15 protein-coding genes and 1 tRNA gene are annotated in these 18887 nt (G+C 69.3%); 1 reads left to right on the top strand and 15 read right to left on the bottom strand.

The window, feature by feature from the left end; all coding sequences use genetic code 11:
• Positions 1-59: 59 nt before the first annotated feature.
• The 15 genes from DE149_RS01025 to DE149_RS01090 all read right to left on the bottom strand — a co-directional run bounded on the left by DE149_RS01025 (position 60) and on the right by DE149_RS01090 (position 17487).
• Positions 60-527, bottom strand: a complete 468-nt coding sequence (locus DE149_RS01025; RefSeq protein ID WP_113913796.1) for a DUF3817 domain-containing protein — start codon at positions 525-527, stop codon at positions 60-62.
• The gene (locus tag DE149_RS11665) at positions 524-664 is read right to left on the bottom strand and encodes a hypothetical protein (protein WP_170079720.1); all 141 of its coding nucleotides are present in this window, start codon (positions 662-664) and stop codon (positions 524-526) included. The genes DE149_RS01025 and DE149_RS11665 overlap by 4 nt, the downstream gene beginning before the upstream one ends.
• A gap of 125 nt (positions 665-789) precedes the next feature.
• Positions 790-1980 carry an elongation factor Tu gene (gene tuf / locus DE149_RS01030; RefSeq protein WP_041103559.1) on the bottom strand — a complete coding sequence of 397 codons (1191 nt, stop codon included), beginning with the start codon at positions 1978-1980 and terminating at the stop codon, positions 790-792.
• Positions 1981-2261: 281 nt separating this feature from the next.
• Complete coding sequence (fusA, locus tag DE149_RS01035; protein WP_041103560.1) at positions 2262-4376, bottom strand: elongation factor G; 2115 nt, start codon at positions 4374-4376, stop codon at positions 2262-2264.
• Positions 4377-4493: 117 nt separating this feature from the next.
• Positions 4494-4964, bottom strand: coding sequence for a 30S ribosomal protein S7 (gene rpsG / locus DE149_RS01040; protein WP_010080379.1), 471 nt, complete (start codon positions 4962-4964; stop codon positions 4494-4496).
• Positions 4964-5338, bottom strand: coding sequence for a 30S ribosomal protein S12 (gene rpsL, locus DE149_RS01045; RefSeq protein WP_002854787.1), 375 nt, complete (start codon positions 5336-5338; stop codon positions 4964-4966). Before rpsL ends, rpsG begins: the two co-directional genes overlap by 1 nt.
• Positions 5339-5648: 310 nt before the next feature.
• Positions 5649-9545: a DNA-directed RNA polymerase subunit beta' gene (locus DE149_RS01050; protein WP_113913797.1), complete on the bottom strand. Its 3897-nt coding sequence runs from the start codon at positions 9543-9545 to the stop codon at positions 5649-5651.
• An 83-nt stretch (positions 9546-9628) separates the two neighbouring features.
• The gene (gene rpoB, locus DE149_RS01055) at positions 9629-13135 is read right to left on the bottom strand and encodes a DNA-directed RNA polymerase subunit beta (protein WP_036317750.1); all 3507 of its coding nucleotides are present in this window, start codon (positions 13133-13135) and stop codon (positions 9629-9631) included.
• A gap of 285 nt (positions 13136-13420) precedes the next feature.
• On the bottom strand, positions 13421-13810 hold the full coding sequence (gene rplL / locus DE149_RS01060) for a 50S ribosomal protein L7/L12 (RefSeq protein ID WP_036317747.1): 390 nt from the start codon (positions 13808-13810) through the stop codon (positions 13421-13423).
• A gap of 69 nt (positions 13811-13879) precedes the next feature.
• Positions 13880-14401 (bottom strand): 50S ribosomal protein L10, encoded by a 522-nt coding sequence (gene rplJ / locus DE149_RS01065; protein ID WP_070708780.1) that lies wholly within the window; start codon positions 14399-14401, stop codon positions 13880-13882.
• Positions 14402-14744: 343 nt separating this feature from the next.
• Positions 14745-15452, bottom strand: coding sequence for a 50S ribosomal protein L1 (gene rplA / locus DE149_RS01070; RefSeq protein WP_073116807.1), 708 nt, complete (start codon positions 15450-15452; stop codon positions 14745-14747).
• A 77-nt stretch (positions 15453-15529) separates the two neighbouring features.
• Positions 15530-15961: a 50S ribosomal protein L11 gene (gene rplK, locus DE149_RS01075; RefSeq protein WP_095346324.1), complete on the bottom strand. Its 432-nt coding sequence runs from the start codon at positions 15959-15961 to the stop codon at positions 15530-15532.
• A gap of 132 nt (positions 15962-16093) precedes the next feature.
• Positions 16094-16978 (bottom strand): transcription termination/antitermination protein NusG, encoded by an 885-nt coding sequence (gene nusG / locus DE149_RS01080; RefSeq protein WP_113913798.1) that lies wholly within the window; start codon positions 16976-16978, stop codon positions 16094-16096.
• Positions 16979-17082: 104 nt separating this feature from the next.
• Positions 17083-17334, bottom strand: coding sequence for a preprotein translocase subunit SecE (secE, locus tag DE149_RS01085; RefSeq protein WP_113913799.1), 252 nt, complete (start codon positions 17332-17334; stop codon positions 17083-17085).
• An 80-nt stretch (positions 17335-17414) separates the two neighbouring features.
• Positions 17415-17487, bottom strand: a tRNA-Trp gene (locus DE149_RS01090).
• Between the two features lie 174 nt (positions 17488-17661).
• Here DE149_RS01090 and DE149_RS01095 point away from each other — a divergent pair.
• Positions 17662-18870, top strand: coding sequence for a pyridoxal phosphate-dependent aminotransferase (locus DE149_RS01095; protein ID WP_113913800.1), 1209 nt, complete (start codon positions 17662-17664; stop codon positions 18868-18870).
• The last annotated feature ends 17 nt before the right edge of the window (positions 18871-18887 follow it).

Genomic DNA, 18887 nt, shown 5'->3' on the forward strand with positions numbered 1-18887 from the left:
ATAGACAGAAGCGGGCCCGGTCCGCCAATCGGCGGGCCGGGCCCGGCGGTCCCCCGGGCTCAGCGGCCCCACTCGGTGGGCGGGCCGGCGTTGAGCAGCAGGGTGAAGACGACGGCGACCACGGCGACCGCCAGGAGCGCGCTGACCACCGGATGGCGCAGCACCACGACGAGGAGCCGTTCGAGGGGCCGCCGCTCCCCCGGCGCGCGGTCCACGACCTGCCACCGCGACGCCGGCTCGCCGCGCCGCCGCTGGGCCCGTTCGAACGGGACCGTCACGAACGGGACGATCGTCGAACCGAGGCCGAGGAGTCCGCGGGCCACGGGCCACCGCCCGTCGATCCACACGGCGACCGTCACCACGAGGTAGCAGAGGAACACGAAGCCGTGGACGCCGCCGGCGATCGGCACCACCCGCTCCGTGACTCCGCCGTACTTGAGGCCCATGGCGATCAGCAGACCGGCCCAGGTGAACATCTCGGCCATCGCCGTGACGGCGAAGAGGCGGCGCGGGCCGGGCAGGCTCATCGCTCCAGCTCCCCGCCGCGGTTCGCGCGCCGGATGCGCCGGGCACGGTCGATCTCGGGACGGAAGGTCCGCAGCGCCCAGCGCGCGGCCACGACGGCCACGGCGAGCACCACGATGAGGATGAGCAGTTCAGGCATGCTCCCCAGCCTAGCCGCCGCCGCGCCGTCGTCGGACACGGCGACGCCCCCGCCTCCGGGAGACCCGGAGACGGGGGCGTCGCGCGTCAGCGGCTCAACGGAGCCACGAGACGGGATGCGTCAGATCACTTGGTGATCTTGGTGACGCGGCCGGAGCCCACGGTGCGGCCACCCTCGCGGATGGCGAAGCCGAGGCCCTCCTCCATGGCGATCGGCTGGATGAGCTCGACCGACATCTCGGTGGTGTCGCCGGGCATGACCATCTCGGTGCCCTCGGGCAGCGTGATGACGCCGGTGACGTCGGTGGTGCGGAAGTAGAACTGCGGGCGGTAGTTCGAGTAGAACGGGTTGTGACGGCCACCCTCGTCCTTGGACAGGATGTAGACGTTCGCCTCGAAGTTGGTGTGCGGGGTGATGGAGCCCGGCTCCACCACGACCTGGCCGCGCTCCACGTCGTCGCGCTTCAGGCCGCGCAGCAGCAGACCGCAGTTCTCGCCGGCCCATGCCTCGTCGAGCTGCTTGTGGAACATCTCGATGCCGGTGACGGTGGTCTTCTGCACGTCGCGGATGCCGACGATCTCGACCTCGGAGTTGATCTTCAGGGTGCCGCGCTCGGCGCGACCGGTCACCACGGTGCCACGACCGGTGATGGTGAAGACGTCCTCGATCGGCATCAGGAACGGCTTGTCCTTGTCGCGGACCGGGTCCGGGATGAACTCGTCCACGGCCTCCATGAGGTCCTCGACGGACTTGACCCACTGGGGGTCGCCCTCGAGGGCCTTCAGACCGGAGGTGCGGATGACCGGGGCCTCGTCGCCGTCGAAGTCCTGGGAGGACAGCAGCTCGCGGACCTCCATCTCGACGAGCTCGAGGAGCTCCTCGTCCTCGACCATGTCCGACTTGTTCAGGGCCACGAGCAGGGCCGGCACGCCGACCTGGCGGGCCAGGAGCACGTGCTCACGGGTCTGGGCCATCGGGCCGTCGGTGGCGGCGACCACGAGGATCGCACCGTCCATCTGAGCGGCGCCGGTGATCATGTTCTTGATGTAGTCGGCGTGACCGGGGGCATCCACGTGAGCGTAGTGACGCTTGTCGGTCTGGTACTCCACGTGGGAGATGTTGATGGTGATGCCGCGCTGACGCTCCTCGGGGGCGGAGTCGATCGTCGCGAAGTCACGGGCCTCGTTCAGGTCCGGGTACTTGTCGTACAGGACCTTCGAGATGGCGGCGGTCAGCGTGGTCTTGCCGTGGTCAACGTGGCCGATGGTGCCGATGTTGACGTGCGGCTTCGTCCGCTCGAACTTTGCCTTTGCCACTAGTTCCTCCTAAGAACTGGTTCATCGTCAAGAAGACTGCTCAGCCGCCTGCGACGTGCTGACAACTTGACTGAGTCTACTCGGATGGTGCGGGGTTGGGGAAATCCCGGCCTCACGAGGGCCAGTCCGGTTCCAGGCCGTCGGGACCGCCGGAAGCGGACCGGACCTGACCCGTCCTGATCGCGGACCGCCGCGCCGGGGAGGGCGGTCCGGTCGCCCCGGGCCGGCCGCGGCTGCGGCGGCCGGCCCGGGGCAGGTCGTTCAGAGCAGGTGACCTGCGGTCACTCGCCCTGGGACTTCTGGATGATCTCGTCCGCCACGGCCTTGGGGACCTCGGCGTAGGAGTGGAAGGTCATCGAGTACACCGCGCGGCCCTGCGTCTTGGAGCGCAGGTCGCCGATGTAGCCGAACATCTCCGACAGCGGCACGAGGGCGTTGACCACCTTCACGCCGGTGGCGTCCTCCATGGACTGGATCTGGCCGCGGCGGGAGTTCAGGTCGCCGATGACGTCGCCCATGAACTCCTCGGGGGTGCGGACCTCCACGGCCATCAGCGGCTCGAGGATGATCGGGTTGGCCTTGCGGACACCCTCCTTGAAGGCCTGGGAGCCGGCGATCTTGAACGCCATCTCCGAGGAGTCGACGTCGTGGTACGCGCCGTCGAGCAGGGTGGCCTTCACGCCGACCATCGGGTAGCCGGCCAGCACGCCGAACTGCATGGCGTCCTGGATGCCCGCGTCCACCGAGGGGATGTACTCGCGGGGCACGCGACCGCCGGTGACGGCGTTCTCGAACTCGTAGACCTCGCCGTCGGCGGTGTCCAGGGGCTCGAAGGACAGCTGCACCTTGGCGAACTGGCCGGAGCCGCCGGTCTGCTTCTTGTGCGTGTAGTCGACCTTGTCGACCTTGCGCTTGATGGTCTCGCGGTACGCGACCTGGGGCTTGCCCACGTTGGCCTCGACCTTGAACTCGCGCTTCATGCGGTCCACGAACACGTCCAGGTGGAGCTCGCCCATGCCGCCGATCTCGGTCTGGCCGGTCTCCTCGTTGAGGTTCACGCGGAACGTGGGGTCCTCGGCGACGAGCTTCTGGATGGCGGTGGAGAGCTTCTCCTGGTCACCCTTGGTCTTCGGCTCGATGGCCACGGAGATCACGGGCTCCGGGAAGGTCATCGACTCGAGGATGATCGGGTTCGCGGGATCGCACAGGGTGTCGCCCGTGGTGGTGTCCTTGAGGCCGATCACGGCGTAGATGTGGCCGGCGACCACCTCGTCCACCGGGTTCTCCTTGTTGGCGTGCATCTGGAACAGCTTGCCGATGCGCTCCTTCTTGCCCTTGGTGGCGTTGAGGATCTGCGCACCGGACTCCAGGCGGCCGGAGTACACGCGGATGAAGGTCAGCGTGCCGAAGAAGGGGTGCGTGGCGATCTTGAAGGCGAGGGCCGAGAACGGGGCCTCCTTCGACGCCTCGCGCTCCAGCACCTCCTCCTCGTCGTTCACGGCGTGGCCCTTGACGGAGCCGGCGTCCAGCGGGTTCGGCAGGTAGGCGACCACGGCGTCCAGCATCGGCTGCACGCCACGGTTCTTGAACGCGGAGCCGCAGAACACCGGGTAGGCCTCGGCGTTCACGGTCAGCTGGCGCACGCCGGCCTGGATCTCCTCAACGGTGAGCTCCTCGCCCTCGAGGTACTTCTCCATGAGCTCCTCGGAGGTCTCGGCGACGGCCTCGACGAGCTCGTTGCGGTACTCCTCGGCCTTCTCCTGGAGCTCGGCGGGGATCTCGCGGGTCTCATAGGAGGCGCCCATGGTGACGTCGCCCTTGGCGTCGCCCGGCCACACGAAGGCCTTCATGGAGAGCAGGTCGACGACGCCCACGAAGTCGTTCTCGGCGCCGATCGGCAGCTGCATCACGAGCGGACGCGCGCCGAGGCGCTTCACGATGGTGTCGACGGTGAAGTAGAAGTCCGCGCCCAGCTTGTCCATCTTGTTGACGAAGCAGATGCGCGGGACGTTGTACTTGTCCGCCTGGCGCCACACGGTCTCCGACTGGGGCTCCACGCCCTCCTTGCCGTCGAACACGGCGACGGCGCCGTCGAGCACGCGCAGCGAGCGCTCCACCTCGACCGTGAAGTCCACGTGGCCGGGGGTGTCGATGATGTTGATCTGGTGGTCGTTCCAGAAGCAGGTCACCGCGGCGGAGGTGATGGTGATGCCGCGCTCCTTCTCCTGCTCCATCCAGTCCGTCGTCGCGCCGCCGTCGTGGGTCTCGCCCAGCTTGTGGTTGACACCCGTGTAGAACAGGATGCGCTCGGTGGTGGTGGTCTTGCCGGCATCGATGTGGGCCATGATGCCGATGTTGCGGACCTTGTGCAGGTCGGTCAGCACGTCCTGTGCCACGGTGTCTCCCTTGGTCGGGTGGAATGGGGGGCTCGTGAGGTGGATGCGGTGGGTGGCCCGTCCGAGAGGACGCACCTGCGGCCCGAGGCGCGGATCGCGCGCCCCGGGCCACACGGATCACCAGCGGTAGTGGGCGAAGGCCTTGTTGGCCTCGGCCATCTTGTGGGTGTCCTCGCGACGCTTCACGGCGCCGCCCAGGCCGTTCGAGGCGTCCAGGATCTCGTTCATCAGACGCTCGGTCATGGTCTTCTCACGGCGGGCCTTGGAGAAGCCGACCAGCCAGCGCAGGGCCAGGGCCGTGGAGCGGCCCGGCTTGACCTCGACGGGCACCTGGTAGGTGGCGCCGCCGACGCGGCGGGAGCGCACCTCGAGGGCCGGCTTGATGTTGTCCATGGCCTTCTTGAGGGTGGCCACGGGATCGGCGCCGTTCTTGGCACGGGCGCCCTCGAGCGCGCCGTACACGATGCGCTCGGCGGTGGACTTCTTGCCGTCGACGAGCACCTTGTTGATCAGCTGCGTGACCAGCGGGGAGCCGTAGACGGGATCGACGACGAGGGGGCGCTTCGGCGCAGGACCCTTACGAGGCATTACTTCTTCTCCTTCTTGGCGCCGTAGCGGGAGCGGGCCTGGCCGCGGTTCTTCACGCCCTGGGTGTCGAGGGCGCCGCGCACGATCTTGTAGCGCACGCCGGGCAGGTCCTTCACACGACCGCCGCGGACGAGCACGATCGAGTGCTCCTGCAGGTTGTGGCCCTCGCCGGGGATGTAGGCCGTGACCTCGATGCCGCCGTTCAGGCGCACACGGGCGACCTTGCGCAGCGCCGAGTTCGGCTTCTTGGGCGTGGTGGTGTACACACGGGTGCACACGCCACGACGCATGGGGTTCCCCTGCAGGGCAGGGGCCTTCGTATTGACGACCTTGGGTGAGCGGCCCTTGCGGACCAGCTGCTGAATCGTAGGCACTCTTCAGCCTTCCTGTGTTTCGGTGATCGCTGACGTGATCGACCGGCGCCCGGGGCGCCGGCTGCTCGTTCCTCTGCTCTGCCTCTCCCTGTGGGGGCTCGCAACGAGCAGACGTCCGCAGGCGTGCAAAAGTGTGGCATCTGCCGCGCAATGACCCCGCGACCCGGACAGCGTCCAATTTGCCACACGAAAAACAATCCTTGACAGCATAGCACGCCCCGGCGCCCTCGACGAGCCGGCCCCGCACGGCCAAGGGGCCCGCCCCTCCCCCGCGTGAGCGGCGGAGCGGCGGGCCCCTGGGGGACACGGATCAGGCGCGGAAGTCGCCCCCGCGGCCGTAGTCGTCCAGCGAGACGGCGTGGAAGTCGTTCTCGCCGAGCGACTGGTCCAGGCCCGGGTAGTCGAAGTCCGCGAAGCCGGCCGGCGAGGCGAACAGGTTGGCCTTCGCCTCCTCCGTCGGCTCCACGACGGTCTTCGTGTAGCGGTCCAGGCCCGTGCCGGCCGGGATCAGCTTGCCGATGATCACGTTCTCCTTCAGGCCCAGCAGCGGGTCGGACTTGCCCTCCATGGCCGCCTGCGTCAGGACGCGGGTCGTCTCCTGGAAGGATGCGGCCGACAGCCACGAGTCCGTGGCCAGCGAGGCCTTCGTGATGCCCATCAGCTCGTCGCGGCCGGAGGCCGGCTGGCGGCCCTCGGCGACGGCGGCGCGGTTGGCGGCCACGAAGCGCGCCCGGTCCGTGAGCTCACCCGGCAGCAGGTCGGTGTCACCGGACTCGATGACGGTGATGCGACGCAGCATCTGCCGGACGATGACCTCCACGTGCTTGTCGTGGATGCCCACGCCCTGGGACTGGTACACGTTCTGCACCTCGTCCACGAGGAACCGCTGCGCGGCCCGCGGGCCGAGCACGCGCAGGACCTGCTTCGGGTCCACGGCGCCGGCCACGAGCTGCGTGCCCACCGGCACGTGCTCGCCGTCGGCCACGAGGATGCGCGCACGGCGCAGCACCGGGTAGGCGATCTCCTCGGAGCCGTCGTCCGGGGTGAGCAGCAGGCGCACGGACGCCTCGGTGTCCTCGATGGTCACGCGGCCGGCGACCTCGGAGATCGGGGCCACGCCCTTCGGGGTGCGGGCCTCGAAGAGCTCCTGGATGCGGGGCAGACCCTGCGTGATGTCGTCGGCCGAGGCCACACCGCCGGTGTGGAACGTGCGCATGGTGAGCTGGGTGCCCGGCTCACCGATCGACTGGGCCGCGATGATGCCGACGGCCTCGCCGATGTCCACCAGCTGGCCGGTGGCCATGGAGCGGCCGTAGCACTTCGCGCAGGTGCCCACGGCGGACTCACAGGTCAGGACCGAGCGGACCTTGATCTCCGTGATGCCGGCGGCCACCAGCTCGCCGATCAGCACGTCGCCCACGTCCGCACCGGCCGAGGCCAGCACCGTGCCGTCCTCGCCCGTGACGTCCTGGGCCAGCGTGCGGGCGAAGGCCGAGTTCTCGACCTGCTCGTGGGCCACCAGCTCGCCGTCGGCGTTCGGCGCGGCGATCGTCACGGACAGGCCGCGCTCGGTGCCGCAGTCGTCCTCGCGGACGATGACGTCCTGGGACACATCGACGAGACGACGGGTCAGGTAGCCCGAGTTCGCGGTCTTCAGCGCGGTGTCCGCGAGGCCCTTGCGGGCGCCGTGGGTGGCGGAGAAGTACTCGAGCACGGACAGGCCCTCGCGGTACGAGGACTTGATCGGACGCGGGATGATCTCACCCTTCGGGTTGGCCACGAGGCCGCGGATGCCCGCGATCTGGCGCACCTGGAGCCAGTTGCCTCGCGCACCGGAGGACACCATGCGGTTGATGGTGTTGAGCTCCGGCAGGCCGTCCTTCATGGCCGCGGCGACCTCGTCGGTGGCCTTGTTCCAGATGTCGATCAGCTCGGAGCGACGCTCGTCGTCCGCGATCAGGCCCTTGTCGTACTGCTGCTGCACGCGCTGGGCCTGCTCCTCGTAGCCCTCCATGATGGCGGCCTTGTCGAAGTCGGAGGTGATGTCCGAGATCGCCACGGTCACACCCGACCAGGTGCCCCAGTGGAAGCCGGCGTCCTTGAGGTTGTCCAGCGTCTGCGCGGTGACGACCATCGGGTAGCGCTCGGCCAGGTCGTTGACCAGCTGGCCGAGGGTGCCCTTGGTCGCCTGCTTGTCCAGCCACGGGTAGTCGTCCGGCAGCAGCTCGTTGAACAGCACCTTGCCCAGGGTGGTCTCGATGAGGGCGATCTCGCCCTCGGACCAGCCCTCGGGTGCCGGCACGGCCGCCGACGGCACGAAGCCCTCGACGCCGATCCGCGCGGGCGCGTTCAGGTGCAGGTCGCCGCCGTCGAACGCCATGATGGCCTCGCCGACGGTCGCGTACAGGTTGCCCGCGCCGACCTCGTCCGGACGCACCGTGGTGAGGTGGTTCAGGCCGATGATCATGTCCTGGGCCGGCACGGCGACCGCGCGGCCGTCCGAGGGCTTCAGGATGTTGTGGCTCGAGAGCATGAGCAGGCGCGCCTCGGCCTGGGCCTCCGGCGACAGGGGCAGGTGGACCGCCATCTGGTCGCCGTCGAAGTCCGCGTTGAACGCGGAGCAGACCAGCGGGTGCAGCTGCAGGGCCTTGCCCTCCACGAGCTGCGGCTCGAAGGCCTGGATGCCCAGACGGTGCAGGGTGGGGGCGCGGTTCAGCAGGACCGGGTGCTCGGTGATGACCTCCTCGAGCACGTCCCAGACCTGCGGACGGAAGCGCTCCACCATGCGCTTGGCGGACTTGATGTTCTGCGCGTGGTTCAGGTCCACGAGACGCTTCATCACGAACGGCTTGAACAGCTCCAGCGCCATCTGCTTGGGCAGGCCGCACTGGTGCAGCTTGAGCTGGGGACCCACCACGATGACCGAGCGGCCCGAGTAGTCCACGCGCTTGCCGAGCAGGTTCTGACGGAACCGGCCCTGCTTGCCCTTGAGCATGTCGGAGAGCGACTTGAGCGGGCGGTTGCCCGGGCCGGTCACCGGCCGGCCGCGGCGGCCGTTGTCGAACAGCGAGTCCACGGCCTCCTGCAGCATGCGCTTCTCGTTGTTGACGATGATCTCGGGCGCGCCGAGGTCGAGCAGCCGCTTCAGGCGGTTGTTGCGGTTGATCACGCGACGGTACAGGTCGTTGAGGTCGGAGGTCGCGAAGCGGCCGCCGTCCAGCTGCACCATCGGACGCAGCTCCGGCGGGATCACCGGGACGGCGTCCAGGACCATGCCCTCGGGCGAGTTGTCCGTGGTCAGGAACGCGTTGACGACCTTCAGGCGCTTCAGGGCGCGGGTCTTGCGCTGGCCCTTGCCCGTCTTGATGGTCTCGCGCAGCATCTCGGACTCGGCCTCGAGGTCGAAGGTCTGCAGGCGACGCTGGATCGCCTCCGCGCCCATCGAGCCCTCGAAGTACTGGCCGTACTTGTCCCGCATGGCGCGGTACAGGCCCTCGTCGCCCTCGAGGTCGGCGACCTTGAGGTTCTTGAAGCGGTCCCAGACCTGCTCCTTGCGGTCCAGCTCCGCGTCCGCGCGCTTGCGGATCTGCGCCATGGTCTTGTCCGCGGCGTCGCGGGCCTTCTTCTTCTCGGCGGCCTTGGCGCCCTCGGACTCCAGCTTGGCCAGGTCCTTCTCGAGGTCGGCGGCCACCGCGGCGATGTCGGAGTCGCGCTGGTCGGCCAGGACACGGGTCTCCTGGTCGTACTCGGCCTGGAGGTTGGCCAGGTCACGGTGCCGGGCCTCCTCGTCCACCGAGGTGATCATGTAGGCCGCGAAGTAGATGACCTTCTCGAGGTCCTTCGGCGCCAGGTCCAGCAGGTAGCCCAGGCGCGAGGGCACGCCCTTGAAGTACCAGATGTGGGTGACCGGCGCGGCCAGCTCGATGTGGCCCATGCGGTCGCGGCGCACCTTCGAGCGGGTCACCTCGACGCCGCAGCGCTCGCAGATGATGCCCTTGAAGCGCACGCGCTTGTACTTGCCGCACGCGCACTCCCAGTCACGGGTGGGGCCGAAGATCTTCTCGCAGAAGAGTCCGTCCTTCTCCGGCTTCAGGGTGCGGTAGTTGATGGTCTCCGGCTTCTTGACCTCGCCGTAGGACCAGCGGCGGATGTCCTCCGCCGTGGCCAGGCCGATGCGCATCAGGCCGAAAGAGTTGTCAGTGGACATGCTGTTCACGCTCATGCTCCGGTGAACTCCCTTGGTTCAGTGGTTCTCAGGTGACGTCTTGTGGATGCGGGATCGGGCCCGGCTCAGACTTCCTCCACCGAGCTGGGCTCGGCGTGGGAGAGGTCGATGCCCAGCTCCTCGGCGGCGCGGTAGACCTCGTCCTCCGCGTCGCGCATCTCGATGGCCTGGCCGTCGGCGGAGAGGACCTCCACGTTCAGGCAGAGGGACTGCATCTCCTTGATGAGCACCTTGAAGGACTCGGGAACACCCGGCTCCGGGATGTTCTCGCCCTTGACGATGGCCTCGTAGACCTTCACGCGGCCGTGGATGTCGTCCGACTTGATGGTCAGCAGCTCCTGGAGGGTGAACGCCGCGCCGTACGCCTCGAGCGCCCACACCTCCATCTCGCCGAAGCGCTGGCCGCCGAACTGGGCCTTACCGCCCAGCGGCTGCTGCGTGATCATCGAGTACGGGCCCGTGGAACGGGCGTGGATCTTGTCGTCCACCAGGTGGTGCAACTTGAGCATGTACATGTAGCCCACGGACACCGGGTCCGGGAACGGCTCGCCGGTGCGGCCGTCGAACAGCTGCGCCTTGCCGCTGTCGCTCATGAGACGGTCGCCGTCGCGGGTCACGTTCACGTGGCCGAGCAGGCCCGTGATCTCGTACGCCTCGGCGCCGTCGAACACCGGGGTGGCCACGTTGACCGGACCGGACTGCCGCGGGAAGTTCGGCAGGTCCTTGATCCACTCCGGCTCGCCCTGGATGTCCCAGCCGCGCGAGGCGGCCCAGCCCAGGTGCAGCTCCATGACCTGGCCGAGGTTCATGCGGCCGGGGACGCCGAGCGGGTTCAGCACGATGTCCACCGGGGTGCCGTCCGCCAGGAACGGCATGTCCTCGAGCGGCAGGATCTTCGAGATGACGCCCTTGTTGCCGTGGCGGCCGGCCATCTTGTCGCCGTCGGTGATCTTGCGCTTCTGCGCCACGTAGACGCGCACCAGCTGGTTCACGCCCGGGGGCAGGTCGTCGTCCTCGTCGCGGTCGAAGATGCGCACGCCGATGACGGTGCCGGACTCGCCGTGCGGCACCTTCAGGGACGTGTCGCGGACCTCGCGGGACTTCTCGCCGAAGATCGCGCGCAGCAGGCGCTCCTCCGGGGTCAGCTCGGTCTCGCCCTTCGGGGTCACGCGGCCGACCAGGATGTCACCGGCCTCCACCTCGGCGCCGATGTGGATGATGCCGCGCTCGTCGAGCTGCGACAGCACCTCCTCGGACACGTTGGGGATGTCGCGCGTGATCTCCTCGGCGCCCAGCTTGGTGTCGCGGGCGTCGACCTCGTGCTCCTCGATGTGGATCGAGGTGAGGACGTCCTCCGAGACCATGCGCTGGGACAGGATGATCGCGTCCTCGTAGTTCAGGCCCTCCCAGGGCATGAACGCGACGAGGAGGTTCTTGCCGAGCGCGAGCTCGCCGTTGTCCGTGGCGGGACCGTCGGCGATGATGCTCAGCGGCTCCACCCGCTCGCCCTCGGACACGCGCACGCGCTGGTTGTAGGCGTTGCCCTGGTTCGAGCGGGCGAACTTCATGATCGGGTAGTGCGTGGTGGTGCCGTCGTCGTTCATGACGGTCACCAGGTCCGCGGCCACCTCGGTCACGACGCCGCCCTGGGTGGCCGTCACGGAGTCGCCCGCGTCCACGGCCACGTACTTCTCCATGCCGGTGCCCACGTAGGGGGCCTCGGAGCGGAGCAGCGGCACGGCCTGACGCTGCATGTTCGCGCCCATGAGCGCGCGGTTGGCGTCGTCGTGCTCGAGGAACGGGATCAGGGCGGTGGCCGCCGACACCATCTGGCGCGGGGACACGTCCATGTAGTCGATCTCGTCCACGGTCGAGAGCACGGGCTCGCCGTCGCCGCCGCGCTGGCGGCAGAGCACGAACTCCTCCTCGAACCGGCCGTCCTCATCCACCGGGGCGTTCGCCTGGGCGATCTGGAAGGCCAGCTCGTCGTCGGCGGTCAGGTAGTCCACGGTGTCCGTGACCCGGCCGTCGACCACGCGGCGGTACGGGGTCTCGATGAAGCCGAAGGAGTTGATCCGGCCGAAGGTCGCCAGCGAGCCGATGAGGCCGATGTTCGGGCCTTCCGGGGTCTCGATGGGGCACATGCGGCCGTAGTGCGACGGGTGGACGTCACGGACCTCCATGCCGGCACGGTCGCGGGACAGGCCGCCCGGGCCGAGCGCGGACAGGCGACGCTTGTGCGTCAGGCCGGCCAGCGGGTTGTTCTGGTCCATGAACTGGGACAGCTGCGAGGTGCCGAAGAACTCCTTGATCGCCGCCACCACGGGGCGGATGTTGATCAGGGTCTGCGGGGTGATCGCCTCGACGTCCTGGGTGGTCATGCGCTCGCGCACGACGCGCTCCATGCGGGACAGGCCGGTGCGGATCTGGTTCTCGATCAGCTCGCCCACCGCACGGATGCGACGGTTGCCGAAGTGGTCGATGTCGTCGATCTCCACGCGCACATCCACCGGCTCGCCGTCGCGCGTGCCCTTGATGACGGTCTCGCCGGCGTGCAGCGCGGCGATGAAGTGCACCATCTGGACGATGTCGTCCTCGGTGAGCACAGACGCGTTGGGGTCGCCGAGGTGCACGTCCACGCCGAGCTTGCGGTTGAGCTTGTAGCGGCCCACCTTGGCGAGGTCGTAGCGCTTCGGGGTGAAGTACAGGTTGTTCAGCAGCGTCTGCGCGGCGTCGACGGCGGCCGGCTCGCCCGGGCGCAGCTTGCGGTAGATGTCGAGCAGGGCCTCGTCCTGGTCCGCGGTGCCGTCCTTCTCGAGGGTGGCGCGGATGGAGTCGTAGTGGCCGAACTCCTCCAGGATGCGGGACTCGGTCCAGCCCATGGCCTTGAGCAGCACCGTCACGGGCTGCTTGCGCTTGCGGTCGAGGCGGACGCCGACCTGGTCACGCTTGTCCACCTCGAGCTCGAACCAGGCGCCGCGCGAGGGGATGATCTTCGCGGAGAAGATCTCCTTGTCCGAGGTCTTGTCCGGGGTGCGCTCGAAGTAGGCGCCCGGGGAGCGGACCAGCTGGGAGACGACGACGCGCTCGGTGCCGTTGATGATGAACGTGCCGTTGCGGGTCATCAGCGGGAAGTCGCCCATGAAGACGGTCTGCTGCTTGATCTCGCCGGTCGTGTTGTTCATGAACTCGGCCTTGACGTACAGCGGGGCGGAGAAGGTCGCGTCGCGATCCTTGCACTCCTCCTCCGTCATCTTGGCGTCGGCGAACTCCGGCTCGGCGAAGGACAGGGACATGGTGCCCTGGAAGTCCTCGATCGGGGAGATCTCCTCGAAGATGTCCGTCAGTCCCGAGGTGACGGGCACGGAGTGGTCGTCGGCGGCCAGGGCGGCGTCCACGCGCGCAGCCCACCGCTCATTGCCGATCAGGCGGTCGAACGACTCGGTCTGCAGCGCCAGCAGGTCCGGCACGTCCAGCGGCTCGGAGATCTTGGCGAAGGAGACGCGTCCGGCGGAGGCGCCGGATCGCGGGGAGACGGTAGCGGTTTCGTTGGAGGTGCTCGAGGCGACCACGTAGGATCCTTCCACAGGCCTTCTGGGTTCCGTTCGCTCCCCTGCCGCGAGACGGCGGCGCCGGCCCACCGCTATATGAAGGCCGTGCGGAACCGTGCGGGCCACGGCGGGACGCGGGGTCCTGCGGGCGGCACGGAACAGGGGAGATGCAAAGATCCATCCTATCCCCGCCCGTCTCCCCTGTCCAGCCGCGGGTGCGTGACCTGGGACGCCACGAGGCCCCCGGTCCGCAGTGCGGATCCGGGGGCCTCGTGAGGAAGCGTGATGCGGCTCAGGCCGCGATCATCACTTGAGGGTGACGGTGGCGCCGGCGCCCTCGAGCTGCTCCTTGGCCTTCTCGGCGGTCTCCTTGTTGACGCCCTCGAGGATGGGCTTGGGAGCGCCGTCCACCAGGTCCTTGGCCTCCTTCAGGCCGAGGGAGGTGAGGGCGCGCACCTCCTTGATGACGCCGATCTTCTTGTCGCCGGCGGCCTCGAGGACGACGTCGAACTCGTCCTTCTCCTCGGCGGCGGCGGCCTCGGCACCACCGGCGGCACCGCCGGCGGCGGCCACGGCCACGGGGGCGGCGGCGGTGACGTCGAACTTCTCCTCGAACGCCTTGATGAACTCGGACAGCTCGATGAGGGTCAGCTCCTCGAACGCGGCGAGCAGCTCTTCGGTGGTCAGCTTGGCCATGATGGCTCCTTTACGGGTACGTCTTGACTACGTGTGAAGTGGTGGGCCGTGCAGCCCGGGGCGGACTGCTCAGGCAGCCTCGCCCTGCGCGGCGCGCAGCGCCTCGACCGTGCGGACGGTCTTGGACAGCGGCGCCTGGAACAGGGCGGCAGCCTTGGACATGCTGCCCTTCATCGCGCCGGCGAACTTGGCCAGCAGCACCTCGCGGGACTCGAGGTCCGCGAGCTTCTTGATGCCGGCCTCGTCCAGGGGCTGGCCATCCATGTAGCCGCCCTTGAGCACGAGCTCCTCGTGATCCTTGGCAAAGTCACGCAGGGCCTTCGCGACGTTGACCGGGTCTCCGGTCACGAACGCGATCGCGGTGGGCCCGGACAGGTGAGCCTCGAGGCCCTCCAGACCGGCGTCCTTGGCCGCGATCTCGGCCAGCGTGTTCTTCGCCACGGCGTAGGTCGCGTCCTGACGGATGGAGTCACGCAGCTGCTTGAGCTCCGTCACCGTCAGGCCACGGTATTCCGTCAGAACAGCGGCGCTGGACTCACGGAACAGGTCCGTGAGCTCAGCCACCGCCGACTCCTTCGCGGACGTCGCCATGGCACTCCTCTCGATGATGCGTGGGAACCGCCACCCCGAGACGAGAAAACGCCCCGTGCAGATGCACGGGGCGCAGCAGGAGCATCGACGCGGTCGGACCCGGAGGGTCGACGTGCGGATGCGAGCGTGGCTCACGTTCACCTGCGCGGGCCGTCTCCGTCAGGGAGATCCTTCGGTGGGCTCTGCCCGGAGGCAGGACACCACGACCGGCGGTCTTCGGTAGGCACCAGCGTACACGTCCGGGGCGGGCCCGCAAAATCGGTCCGGGACGACGGCGGCCGGCCGTCCCGCTGCGGGGACGACCGGCCGGCGTCATGGGCCCCGGTCACCGGGGCCGCGCCGCTCAGAGCTCCGAGGAGTCCACCGAGGTCACGTTCGGGTCCATGGGCACGCCCGGGCCGAAGGTGGTGGCCACGGTGGCCTTGGAGATGTAGCGGCCCTTGGAGGAGGACGGCTTCAGACGCAGGACCTCCTCGAGGGCTGCGGCGTAGTTCTCGACCAGGGCCTTGGCCTCGAAGGAGGTCTTGCCGATGATGAAGTGCAGGTTGGAGTGCTTGTCGACGCGGAAGTCGATCTTGCCGCCCTTGATGTCGGCCACGGCCTTGGCCACGTCCGGGGTCACGGTGCCGGTCTTGGGGTTCGGCATCAGGTTGCGGGGGCCGAGCACCTTGCCCAGACGGCCGACCTTGCCCATGAGCTCCGGGGAGGCCACGGCGGCGTCGAAGTCCACCCAGCCCTCGGAGATCCGGGCGATCAGGTCGTCGTCGCCCACGACGTCCGCGCCGGCGGCGCGGGCGGCCTCGGCGCGGTCACCGGTGGCGAACACGACGACGCGGGCGGTCTTGCCGGTGCCGTGGGGCAGGCTCACGGAGCCGCGGACCATCTGGTCGGCCTTGCGGGGGTCGACCGAGAGGCGGAGGGCCACCTCCACGGTGGCGTCGGTCTTGGAGGGGTTGGTCTCCTTGGCGAGGCGGATCGCCTCCGCCGGCGAGTACAGATCATCGCCGATCGCGGCCTTGGCCGCCTTGTATGCCTTGCTGCGCTGTGCCATCTGCGTTCTTCTCCTTGTGCAGTCGTGGTCTGCGGGCCGCGCTCGGCCCTGCCACTGGAAGGGGGTGGGGGTGGGCGTCAGCCCTCGACGGCGATGCCCATCGAGCGGGCGGTGCCCGCGATGATCTTGGCGGCGGCCTGCACGTCGTTGGCGTTCAGGTCCTCCATCTTGGTCTGGGCGATCTCCTCGCACTGGGCCTGGGTCAGCGTGCCGACCTTGGCCGTGTGCGGGGTGGCGGAGCCCTTGGCGACGCCGGCGGCCTTCTTGATGAGCTCGGCGGCCGGCGGAGTCTTGGTCACGAAGGTGAACGAGCGGTCCTCGTACACGGTGATCTCGACCGGGACCACGTTGCCGCGCTGCGACTCGGTGGCGGCGTTGTACGCCTTGCAGAACTCCATGATGTTCACGCCGTGCTGGCCCAGGGCGGGGCCAATGGGCGGGGCCGGGTTGGCGGCGCCGGCCTGGATCTGAAGCTTGATCAGACCGGTGACCTTCTTCTTGGGAGCCATGAGTGGATCCTTCTCTCACTGGGGGACCCTCGGCGCAGGAGCGCACCGGGGGCGGTGGCCGCCGTGGCGCGGCGGCCGGTGCCGCGTCCGGGCCGGCAGGCGGCCGGCCCGGTGCGGAAGCGTCGGGTGTCCTCAGATGGCCTTGGTCACCTGGTTGAAGGACAGCGTCACGGGGGTCTCACGCTCGAAGATCGAGACGAGCACCACGAGCTGCTGGGCTTCCGGCTTGATCTCGGAGATCGTGGCCGGGAGGGTCTCGAACGGGCCGTCGTTGACGGTGACCGACTCGCCGACCTCGAAGTCCACGTGGATCGCGGGGGCGGCGGGCGCACCGGACTCGGCCGAGGCGGGGACGGCCAGACCGGCCTTCTCGGCGGCGCGGGCGGCCTCCTGGATCACGGACGGGGCGAGCATGTCGTACACCTCGTCCAGGCTGAGCGGCTGCGGGTGGTGGGCGTCGTTGCCCACGAAGCCCGTGACGCCCGGGGTGTGCCGCACGACGCCCCACGAGGCGTCGTCGAGGTCCATGCGGACGAGCACGTAGCCCGGGATGCGCACGCGCGAGACGATCTTGCGCGTGGTGTTCTTGATCTCCACGACCTCCTCCATGGGGACCTCGATCTCGTAGATCGAGTCCTCCATGTCCTGGGTCAGGATGCGGGCCTCGAGGTTCGTCTTCACGCGCTTCTCGTAGCCGGCGTAGGTGTGGACGACGTACCAGTCGCCGGGCTGGCGGCGCAGGCGGGTGCGCAGCTCCTCGGCGGGGTCCACGGCGGGCTCGTCGTCGGCCTGCCCCTCGACGGGTGTCGGCGCGTCCTCGCCCTCGGCGACGGCCAGGTCGGCCTCCTGCACGGTGGCCTCGGCGGTCTCGTCACCGCTGCCGGCGGCCTCGTCCAGGGCGTCCTCGACGGGCGTCCCGGCGTCCTGCGCGGTCTCGGCGGTCTCCTCGGCCACGGCGTCCTCCGACATCGGGACGGACTCCTCGGCGGGCTGACGATCCAGTTCCTGCTCGGACACGGTTCCTGCTTTCTGCTGACGGACGGCGGGCCCTGCCGTCGGGGAGGGCCCTCACGGGCGTGCGGGGGACGCGTCCTGCGACGTCGGGACCGTCCGCGCCGGGCTCAGAGGCCGCCGGCGCCGAACAGGAGACCCGCCACGGTGCCGAACACCCAGTCCAGCCCCATGACCAGCAGGATCATGAACGCCACGAAGGCGAGCACCACTCCGGTCGTGCGCAGCAGCTCCTCGCTCGTGGGGGTGACGACCTTGCGGAGCTCGTCCACCACCTGGCGCAGGAACAGCGCGATCCGCGCGAACAGCCCGCGACGCTGCCTGCTCGGCGTGGGGGTGGATCCCCCGCCGTTCGCCGCCATCTCAGTCACGTGGCCTCACTCGTCGGATCGCCGAATCGCTTTCTACACGTCCGATGCCGAGCACGAGGCCCGGCATCGAGCAGGGCAGACAGGACTCGAACCTGCAACCTGCGGTTTTGGAGACCGCTGCGCTACCAATTGCGCCACTACCCTTCGGACCGACGGAGCCGGCCGAACCCTCGCGGGATCGACCGTGAACGCGGTACCGGAGATCCAGGATACGCCATCGGGCGGCGGGAGTCGAACGGGCCCCCGGGCAGTCAGTACCCTGGCAGGACGGAGCCCCGCTCCGCCCCGCCCTCCCCGTCGAGCTCGAAGAAGGTCCCCATGGCCGCGCCCGCCCGCCGCGTCTCCGCCCGTCTGTCCGCCATCGCGCCCTCCGCCACCCTCGCCGTCGACGCCCGCGCCAAGGAGCTCAAGGCCGCCGGGCGCCCGGTGATCGGCTTCGGCGCCGGCGAGCCCGACTTCCCCACCCCGGACTACATCGTGGAGGCCGCCGTCGCCGCGGCCCGGGACCCGAAGAACCACCGCTACTCCCCCGCCTCCGGCCTGCCCGAGCTGCGCGAGGCGATCGCGGCCAAGACGCTGCGCGACTCCGGCGTGTCCCTCGAGGCCGCCCAGGTGCTCGTGACCAACGGCGGGAAGCAGGCCGTGTACAACGCCTTCGCCGCCCTGCTGGACCCGCAGGACGAGGTGCTCGTCCCCGCCCCCTACTGGACCACCTACCCCGAGGCGATCCGCCTGGCCGGCGGCGTGCCGGTGGAGGTGTTCGCCGGCCCCGTGCAGGGCTACAAGGTCACCGTGGACCAGCTCGACGAGTCCGTCACGGACCGCACCAAGGTGCTCCTGTTCGTCTCCCCCTCCAACCCCACCGGCGCCGTGTACTCCCCCGAGGAGACGGCGGCGATCGGCCAGTGGGCACGGGAGCGGGGGCTGTGGGTGGTCACCGACGAGATCTACGAGCACCTGACCTACGACGGCATGCCGTTCACCTCGATCGTCCGCGCCGTGCCCGAGCTGGCGGAGCAGTCCGTGATCCTCAACGGCGTCGCCAAGACCTACGCCATGACGGGCTGGCGCGTCGGGTGGATGGCCGGCCCGCTGGACGTGGTCAAGGCCGCCACGAACCTGCAGTCCCACGCCACCTCGAACGTGGCCAACGTGTCGCAGCGGGCCGCGCTGGCCGCCGTCGCCGGCCCGTTGGACGCCGTGGCGGAGATGAAGACGGCGTTCGACCGTCGGCGCCGGGCCATGGTCGAGGCCATGAACGCCGTGCCGGGCTTCCACTGCCCCACCCCGCAGGGCGCGTTCTACGCGTATGTGGACGTGCGGGAGGCGCTCGGGAAGACCTACCGCGGCGGCGTCACCCCCACGACGTCGGCCGAGCTGGCCGCCTTCATCCTCGACGAGGCGGAGGTCGCCGTGGTCCCGGGCGAGGCGTTCGGCCCGTCCGGCTATCTGCGACTGTCCTATGCGCTGGGCGATGCGGACCTCGCCGAGGGCGTCGAGCGCATCCGCGCCCTGCTCAGCGCCTGAGCCGCCCACCCCGCCCC

Origin of the sequence: Micrococcus sp. KT16 (assembly GCF_003315015.1) — a bacterium.
Classification (GTDB): Bacteria; Actinomycetota; Actinomycetes; order Actinomycetales; family Micrococcaceae; genus Micrococcus; species Micrococcus luteus.

Bases quoted from the DNA above. Each gene is read 5' to 3' on its own strand.
- rplJ (WP_070708780.1), bottom strand. From the start codon at position 14,401: ATGGCGACGTCCGCGAAGGAGTCGGCGGTGGCTGAGCTCACGGACCTG.
- DE149_RS01025 (WP_113913796.1), bottom strand. From the start codon at position 527: ATGAGCCTGCCCGGCCCGCGCCGCCTCTTCGCCGTCACGGCGATGGCC.
- rplA (WP_073116807.1), bottom strand. From the start codon at position 15,452: ATGGCACAGCGCAGCAAGGCATACAAGGCGGCCAAGGCCGCGATCGGC.
- DE149_RS01095 (WP_113913800.1), top strand. From the start codon at position 17,662: ATGGCCGCGCCCGCCCGCCGCGTCTCCGCCCGTCTGTCCGCCATCGCG.
- DE149_RS01050 (WP_113913797.1), bottom strand. From the start codon at position 9,545: ATGTCCACTGACAACTCTTTCGGCCTGATGCGCATCGGCCTGGCCACG.
- rplK (WP_095346324.1), bottom strand. From the start codon at position 15,961: ATGGCTCCCAAGAAGAAGGTCACCGGTCTGATCAAGCTTCAGATCCAG.
- DE149_RS11665 (WP_170079720.1), bottom strand. From the start codon at position 664: ATGCCTGAACTGCTCATCCTCATCGTGGTGCTCGCCGTGGCCGTCGTG.
- rplL (WP_036317747.1), bottom strand. From the start codon at position 13,810: ATGGCCAAGCTGACCACCGAAGAGCTGCTCGCCGCGTTCGAGGAGCTG.
- secE (WP_113913799.1), bottom strand. From the start codon at position 17,334: ATGGCGGCGAACGGCGGGGGATCCACCCCCACGCCGAGCAGGCAGCGT.
- rpsG (WP_010080379.1), bottom strand. From the start codon at position 4,964: ATGCCTCGTAAGGGTCCTGCGCCGAAGCGCCCCCTCGTCGTCGATCCC.